Source organism: Trueperaceae bacterium (assembly GCA_031581195.1).
Lineage (GTDB): Bacteria > Deinococcota > Deinococci > Deinococcales > Trueperaceae > SLSQ01.
The window spans coordinates 1-7,192 of sequence record JAVLCF010000115.1 but is presented as its reverse complement, the minus strand read 5'-3'; the positions used below and the strand labels follow the sequence as shown (position 1 = coordinate 7,192).

The window sequence follows — 7,192 nt, the reverse complement described above, 5'->3', positions numbered from 1 at the left end:
GGCGCGAAGCGGCGCGGGGTGCGGGTGCGGGTGCGTGATGCCGAGGGGTGGGTGCGCCGTCGGGTCTGCCGGGGGGCCTGCGTTGGCGCGCGCGCTCGTCCGCGCGAGGGGACGCCTGGAAAGCGCGTTCAGGACGAGGTTCGTGGGGGGCGCAAACCCCGCTTGGCGCTTGACGGGCGCTTCGACCTGTCGTACCCATGAAAAGGAGCGGCGCGCCGGGCGTGCGTCGTCGAGCCCATCACGAAGGAGTCCGCTTCATGAACCATCACCCACGGCACCCGTCCGCATCGAACCCCACGTACCGCATTTACGTCGTGCGTCTCGCCGACCACGTGGCTCGCCGAGCTCGCTTCCGAGAGAGGAACCCTCGGTACGAGCCGGGTCGCCCCGTCGTGTACGTGGGGAGTACGAAGCAGCCGATCGAAACGCGTTACGCGCAGCATCGTCGCGGCGGCATGATGTCGAACCCGTACGTGCGTCGGTTCGGGCGTCGCCTGTTCCCGTGGGCGTACGAGGGTCTGCCGGTGCACGATTCGAAGGAGGCCGCGCTCGAGGCGGAGCGTGCGTACGCCGAGGAGCTCCGTGCACGGGGCTGGGCGGTGTGGCAAGCCTGAGGGTCGCGGATCGGGCGGGTGGGCCGACCGTCGGTCGAGGGAGCGCAAGGTCCAGGCAGACATCGCGTCCCGTGCGTCGAGCTCGATTCGTCGCGCGAGCGTCGCGCCTTCGCCGAGCGCGGGCGTGACGTCCGCCCGTCGCCGCCTTGGAATCGCTCAGAAGGGACGCCTCACGGTGTCGGTGCCGGACTTCGTGAGGTGGAGGGACCCGGAGTACGGGGGCCTCCTGCACATCGGCCCACCCTCCGCCTTGAGGTGACCGTGTACCTCGCCGGCCTCGACCACCGCATGCAGCGTATGGCACATCGCGACGTTTCCGTGGAGGGTTCCCCCTGCGCGGAGGTCGCCGGGGGTGAAGACGAGGTGCGAGGTGAAGGGGCCTCCGCCGACGTCCTCGACGGTGGCGACGGCACGGGTCGTGCCATCGTATCGGCGGGGTGCGAAGCGCAGGCTCGCGTCGTGCGACGTCTTCTTCCAGTGGGTGACGAAAGTTCCCTTCCACGTCGTCGCGAGCAGGCTGGGGGGTGGGGTGGCGACCCAGGCGGTCGCGGTGGACCCCTGCATCGCTTCGCCCGACGCGCCGAGCATCGTCGCGTCGACGTCGAGGGCGTAGTGGCCTGCGCCGGCCTCGTAGCTGCAGGTCACCTTCGTGAACGCGTCGTTCCAGGTGGGATCGGTGCAGGGGAGGGGATCCGCGTCGTCGGCCGTGGCACCGCGGGTGAGGGCGCCGTTCGCGAGGGCGTCCTCGACGGTGGGCGCGAACATCGGGACGGAGAAGGTGACGTCGAGCGTGCCGACGTCCGGGCGGACGTCCCACCAGCCGTCGGCGGGGACGGTCGACGCGACGCGCGGCGTCGCGAAACCGTCCTCGCTGCGGGTGGTGAACGTCACGGTGTGCGTCGCATCGGCGCTGGCGGTCCCGAGCGACGCCGTCGCAGGGGGCGTGACGCCGGCGAGGGTGAGGACGTACGTCGTATCGGGCGCAAGGGGGGCGACGGGGTCGCACGTGAGGGTGTGCCGGTCGGGGTGCCAGGCGAACGCGCACCCGATGGGGGGGTCGACGGCGAAGCGGTCCTCGTGGAGCCAGGCTTCGTCGACGGGACCGTCGAAGTGGAAGGTGAGGTTCCGCTCGAGGGGGACGTCCTCCTCCTGGTGGGCCGGGCGCACGTCGACGAGGTCCGCGACGGGAGGGTCGGCCGGCGCGACGTTCGTGGTGCAGCCGCTCACGACCAGGGCGGTGGCCAGGAGCGCAACGAGGGGGGCGAGGACGGCGCGTCGGATCCGGGGGTGGGACGGTGCGAGGGTCGGCATGCGAGGCCTCCTTGCCGCCGATTCTACGCGCCCCGCGTCGGTCGAGGGGTCCGGGCCACGAAGGGGCCGTCGGTCGGGCGTTCAGGCGTCGAGCAGGAAGCGGCTCCGCTCGCCGGCCCCGGTCACGAGGAGGCGTTCGCGGGCGCGGGTGACGCCGACGTGCAGGAGGTTGCGTTCGCGCTGGAGGCCCGCCTCGGGGGTACCGTTCGCGGTTTCGGCGTCGAGGGCCTTGGGGTTGGGGAGCTGGCCCTCCTCCGCGGCGACGACGAGGACGACCTTGAACTCGAGGCCCTTGGCGCGGTGGAGGGTGCCGACCGCGACGCGTTTGGGGGTCGGGCCGTCGCTGCGGGCGAGGTCCGTCGTCTCGAGCCCGCAGGCGCGCACGATCGGCTTTGCGCGGTCCTGCAGCAGCTGGCGGGTGCGCGCGAAGATCGCGACGTCCTCGGGGCGGTAGCCCTCCTGGAGGCGGCGTTTGAGCCAGTCGGCGGCGGCGTCGCGTTCGCCGGCGACGGTCGGGCGGACGGCGACGTCCGGTTCGGGACCGCGGAACGTGGAGACGACGCGGGGGCGGCGTTCGTCGCCGTCGGGCTCGGCGTGCACGTCGGGGAGGAGGCGTTCGGCGTAGCGGCGGATCTGTTCGCTGGTGCGGTAGTTGACGCGCAGGACGTGCGACCGCCCGCGGACGTCGATGCCGGCCGCCAGCAGGCTCGAGGCGCCGGCGTAGATGCGTTGCCCGGGGTCGCCGGTCACGAACAGGTCGTCGGGGCCGGCGGGGGCGAGGGCGCGCAGGAGCCGCAGCTCCGCCGCCCCGAAGTCCTGCGTTTCGTCGGCGACGACGTGCGCGAAGGGGCGGGCCGCGTCGCCGGCCCCGTCGAGGCGGGCCGCGAGGGCGTGAGCGAGGCCGGCGAAGGTGTGCACGTCGTCCTGCGCGAGGCGCGCGCGGAGCGCCTCGATCTGCGTCCAGACCCGCCGGCGGGCGGCGGGCCCGAGCGGCTCGCCGCGCCCGCGGCGGTCGGCGGCGAGGTACGCCCCCAGGGTCGCGAGCCCGTGCGGGTCGATCACCCGCTCCCACTCGGCCAGGAGGAGGGGGGCGTCGGCGTCGGGGTCGCCGCCGGCGTCGGCGACCGCGGCGCGCGCCAGGTCGCGCTTGCGGGCCGCGTCGGTGAGGACGTCGAGGCGGGGCTGCGCGTCGCCGGTCCACGCTTCGGTGGCGTAGCGGTGCAGGTGCGCGACGGTGAGGCGCGCGCGGGCGGGGTCGTCCGCGTCCATCAGCAGGTCGAGCATCGGGGCGAGGCGCTCCGCGAGGGTGCGCGAGTAGGTGGTCAGCAGGACCGGCCCGCGGCCCTCGCGGGCGAGGCGGACGGCGCGGTGGAGGGCGACGACGGTTTTGCCGGTGCCCGCCCCGCCGCGGAGGCGGGCGGGGCCGTCGAAGGCGCGGTCGACGACGTCGCGTTGGTCGGGGTGCAGGAAGATCGACCAGGCGCTCCACGGTTGCCCGAGCGCCCGCTCGAGCGCCTTGGTGGCGTGCGCTTCGATCAGGTGGAAGTGCCGGCGGGCGTCGCCCGTCCCGAACGGCGCCAGCGGGTCGTCGTCGCGGGCGGGGGCGGCGCGGGGGACGGGCACGACCTCGCCGGCGGCGAGGGCGAGGAGGCGTTCCTGCGCTTCGGGGGGCAGGTGGTCCGCGACGCGGTCGAGGAAGGTCGCTTCGTCGGCGTCCTTCACCGCGGGCAGGAGCGGTTCCGGCACGCCGAGCGCCGTGAGGTACGCGTCGCCGTAGGCGGCGAAGAGGGCGGGCCCGCGCGTTTCGGTGCGGCGGACGACGTCGGTGACCTCCTCGACGACGCGTTCGGTGGCGACGAGTTGGGTGGCGTGCGTTTCGGGGTTGACGACGAAGCGGTGGCGGCGCGCCCAGGCGTAGGCGGGGTCGTGCCGGTCGACCCAGCAGAGCGCCGTGACGTCCCCGCGCTTCCACAGCACGATACGCAGATCCATGTCGACGCTGGCGGTCCAGAACGGTTCGTTCGTGCCCTCCACCCGGTGCAGGCGGAGCGACGGGTGGTCGGGGCGGGCCTGGACGTCGAACGCGGTCGCCTGCGCGCGGGTGCGCGCGTCGGGCTCGAGGCGGGCGAGGCCCTCGAGGAAGCTGTCGGCGACGTAGACGTGCATGGCGGCCTCCGGGGGCGACGGTTCGGCGCAGGCTACCCCGAAGGGCGGCGCACGGAGGCGGGGGCACCGCGGGGGTGCGGGGGTGCGGGTGCGGGCGTGGGGCGGAGCGGCGACGGAGGACCGTGCGGCCCCCCGCCCGCGCATCGCCCGCCAGCGCGTCGGACGCGTGGGGTGGGGCTAGGGGGTCGGGGACGCGTCGAACGGGGTGGTGGTGCGTTCGCCGGCGTAGGCGTAGCGCACCTCGAGGCCGTCGCACACGTCGCGTCCGCTGCCGCGGACCCGGTCGGGGTTCGTCCAGCGGAGGTCGAGGCGCGCGTCGCAGCCGTCGAGCCTGCCGACGAAGCGGAGGGTGTTCCCGTCGCGCGTCCAGCCGGACACCGAGGTCCCGTCGATGGAGAGGACCGCGGTGTCGCCGGTCGTCTCCACGACGAACTCGGTGGTTCCGCGCGCCCCCTCCGGAACGCGATCGTCCTCGGAGGCCGTGACGCGGACGTCGAGCTGGTAGCGCCCGTCGAGGTCGTACCGCTCGACGGGGCCGGAGGGACCGCTCGAGCAGGCGGTGAGGAGCGCGAGGGTCGCCAGGGTGGCCAGGAGGAGCCTGGCGTGAGGTTTCGGGAACGCCGTCGAGGGTCGGGGGGTCACCGGAGCGCGTGGGGGTCGGGGGGCCATGGGGACTCCTTTCGGGGACGCCGGCGTCGCGGGGTCCGCCCGTACCCCACCGCCCCCATGCGACGGGCAGCGTCGTTCGTCGCATCGGGTCGGGGGTGCGCGTGGCGTCGGACCGGCGGCGCCGTCCGACGCACCCCGGCGCCGGGCGCGACGTCCCATGGCGGGAGGGGGCGGAGGAGGCCCGCGCGGCACGGCCTGCACCGGCCTCTTGACGGTGTTACGTCGTGAGTTGCTACGCTGTCGTCGCGTTGCGTCGTACGAACGTCCGCCGTTCGTCCAAAGGTCCCTCCGGGACACGTCTTGCCAGGTGGATGGAAGGAATGCGACCCATGAGCCCATTACGTTTACGCTGGTACATGCGTATCGTGTTTGTGATAGCCGGTGCGTTCGGGTTGGCGGCCTGCGGTGGGGCGGGCGGTTCGTCCCCCGGTTCCGACGCCGCCACGTCCTCGTTCGAGGTGAACGTGTGTGGCGCCGAGGTCCCCGAACCGACGTCCGGCGAGCAGGCCTGCTCGCCGCTCACCATCACCTACGAGGCGCCGCGATGAGGGCGCCGGCGACGACGTCGCCGCTCCGGCGCGTCGCCCGGTGGGCGCTCGCGGCGCTGCTTCTGGGCGTGTCCGGCGCCGCGCTCGCACAGGCCTGCAGCATGCCTTTGCCGGGCGAGGGGTCGGACGATGCTCCGTTTGAAATCGGCGACGTCACCGCCTTCACCTCGATGACCGACCGCTTCGCCGAGCTGACCGATGCGGACAGCACCACCGACGCCTGCTGGTCCGCGTCGTTCGCGTTGACGGACGACGTCGACCTGACGGGCGTGACCGTCGTGCCGGTCGGCTTTCGTTCGGATGGAACCCGGCGAACGGACGCCTGGTTCCAAGGCTCGTTCGACGGCGGCGGTCACGCGATTCGATCGCTGCGCATCGTGAGCGACCAGAGCGACGCCGCGTTGTTCGGTGGTGTGGAGGACGCCACCCTCCGGAACCTGACGTTCGAGGATTCGTTCGTGTCGTCGAGCGATTCGCGCGTGGCCGTGGTCGCGGGGGACGCGAAGGGGCTGACGGTGGCGGACGTGACGATTTCCGGGGCCGACGTGACCGGGGGTACGGCCGTCGGCACCCTCGCGGGGCGAGCGTCCGGGGGCACCTGGACCGACGTCGTCGTCCGCGCGTCCAAGGTGGACGTCGTGGCGACGCCGAATGCGGGAGACAACCTCAGGGGAGGCGGACTGGTGGGCAACCTGAAGCTGGCGTCCGATGCGACGGTGCGCCGGCCCCGCGTCGACGTCGAGGTCGAGGGCGGTCGCCAAATCGGGGGCTTGTTCGGGCGCGTCACCAAGAGCGACACGGAGCAAGACCTCACGGTGACGGGTGGCACGGTGCGGGGCACCCTGCGGGGAGGGAACGCCACCGGCGGCATGATCGGACGCCTCTTCGGTGGCGTGTCGTTCCTCGCGGACGGCGGGACGGTCGACGTCGCCGTCGAGCCGTCGACGCGTCTGTCGACGACCCTGCGCAAGGCGGGGGGCGTCGTCGGGAAGGTCGGGGGGATGGCACGGATCGAGGGCGTGACGGTGCGTGCCGACGTGGATGGTAGCTCCGCCCCCGGGAACAACGTCGGCGGGGTGATCGGCATCGTCGAGAACGGGAGCGCGCGTGCCGAGGTGGTCGCCACGACGGTGTCGGGGACGACGGTGGGGGCGGCCAACGTGGGGGGCGTGGTGGGGCACGTGGACAAGGGGACGGCGAGGATCGAGGGCGTCGTTTGGCGGGGTGAGGTCTCGGGAACGAACGCCGTCGGAGGCGTGATCGGGGAGGCCTCCCAGGGCACGACGCTGGTGGACGTCGACGTCGACGGCGCCGTGGAGGCCGACCAAGGGGCGGGTGGTCTGGTCGGCCAACTCGTCACCGCCGACCTCACGGTCACCCGGGCGGTCGTCGACGGCACGGTGATCGCGACGACCGGCAACTTGAAGGCGAACGTCGCGGGGGTGCTCGGGAGGATGGACGAGGAGAAGTCAGACCCCGACCCGAGCGTCACCCTCGACGCCGTCGACGTCCTGGCGGACGTGACGTCGACGAACGGGCAGGGCGACGTCGGGGGTGCGGTCGGCAAGGTCGACCCGGGCGGTGCGGTGACGCTGCGCGACGTGCGCATCGCGGGCGACGTGACGGGGGGTGACCCCACCGGCGGATTCGTCGGCCGCCTGAAGGCCAAGGGAGGGACCACGTCGACGTCGACCCTGCGCCGTGGCCTGCTCGTGGGCGCCGTCCGCGAGGACGGCGAGACCGGGCCTGCCGTCGTCGGGCGGGTGGGGGCGAGCGAATCGTCGGACGCCGTGTTGGGGGTGGAGGCGTTCGTGCCGGCGGACGTGTACCCGTCGCCGGTGAGGGGGACGCCGTTGGGGGCGGCCGAGCGTGCGGATCCGCGGA

General features: G+C 73.6%; 6 protein-coding genes. 3 read left to right on the top strand and 3 right to left on the bottom strand.

The genetic code is table 11. The features are described 5' to 3' along the window. Positions 1-455 precede the first annotated feature (455 nt). Positions 456-614, top strand: coding sequence for a hypothetical protein (locus RI554_09680; protein ID MDR9392284.1), 159 nt, complete (start codon positions 456-458; stop codon positions 612-614). Between the two features lie 156 nt (positions 615-770). Here RI554_09680 and RI554_09675 read toward each other — a convergent pair whose 3' ends face one another. The 3 genes from RI554_09675 to RI554_09665 all read right to left on the bottom strand — a co-directional run bounded on the left by RI554_09675 (position 771) and on the right by RI554_09665 (position 4,733). Further along, positions 771-1,925 carry an Ig-like domain-containing protein gene (locus RI554_09675; protein ID MDR9392283.1) on the bottom strand — a complete coding sequence of 385 codons (1,155 nt, stop codon included), beginning with the start codon at positions 1,923-1,925 and terminating at the stop codon, positions 771-773. Between the two features lie 81 nt (positions 1,926-2,006). Next, entirely contained in the window at positions 2,007-4,091 is a 2,085-nt protein-coding gene (locus tag RI554_09670; protein MDR9392282.1) for a 3'-5' exonuclease, read from the bottom strand. 177 nt (positions 4,092-4,268) lie between these two features. Beyond that, positions 4,269-4,733, bottom strand: a complete 465-nt coding sequence (locus RI554_09665; protein ID MDR9392281.1) for a hypothetical protein — start codon at positions 4,731-4,733, stop codon at positions 4,269-4,271. A gap of 356 nt (positions 4,734-5,089) precedes the next feature. On the opposite strand from RI554_09665, the gene RI554_09660 reads away from it, so the two are divergent. Together RI554_09660 and RI554_09655 are read left to right on the top strand one after the other, a co-directional pair. Then, positions 5,090-5,308 carry a hypothetical protein gene (locus RI554_09660; GenBank protein MDR9392280.1) on the top strand — a complete coding sequence of 73 codons (219 nt, stop codon included), beginning with the start codon at positions 5,090-5,092 and terminating at the stop codon, positions 5,306-5,308. Continuing rightward, on the top strand, positions 5,305-7,192 hold a 1,888-nt coding region (locus tag RI554_09655), incomplete at its 3' end, for a hypothetical protein (protein ID MDR9392279.1). The genes RI554_09660 and RI554_09655, both read left to right, overlap by 4 nt.

Coding starts and splice junctions, on each gene's coding strand:
- RI554_09670 (MDR9392282.1), bottom strand. CDS start 4,091: ATGCACGTCTACGTCGCCGACAGCTTCCTCGAGGGCCTCGCCCGCCTC.
- RI554_09675 (MDR9392283.1), bottom strand. CDS start 1,925: ATGCCGACCCTCGCACCGTCCCACCCCCGGATCCGACGCGCCGTCCTC.
- RI554_09660 (MDR9392280.1), top strand. CDS start 5,090: ATGAGCCCATTACGTTTACGCTGGTACATGCGTATCGTGTTTGTGATA.
- RI554_09680 (MDR9392284.1), top strand. CDS start 456: ATGATGTCGAACCCGTACGTGCGTCGGTTCGGGCGTCGCCTGTTCCCG.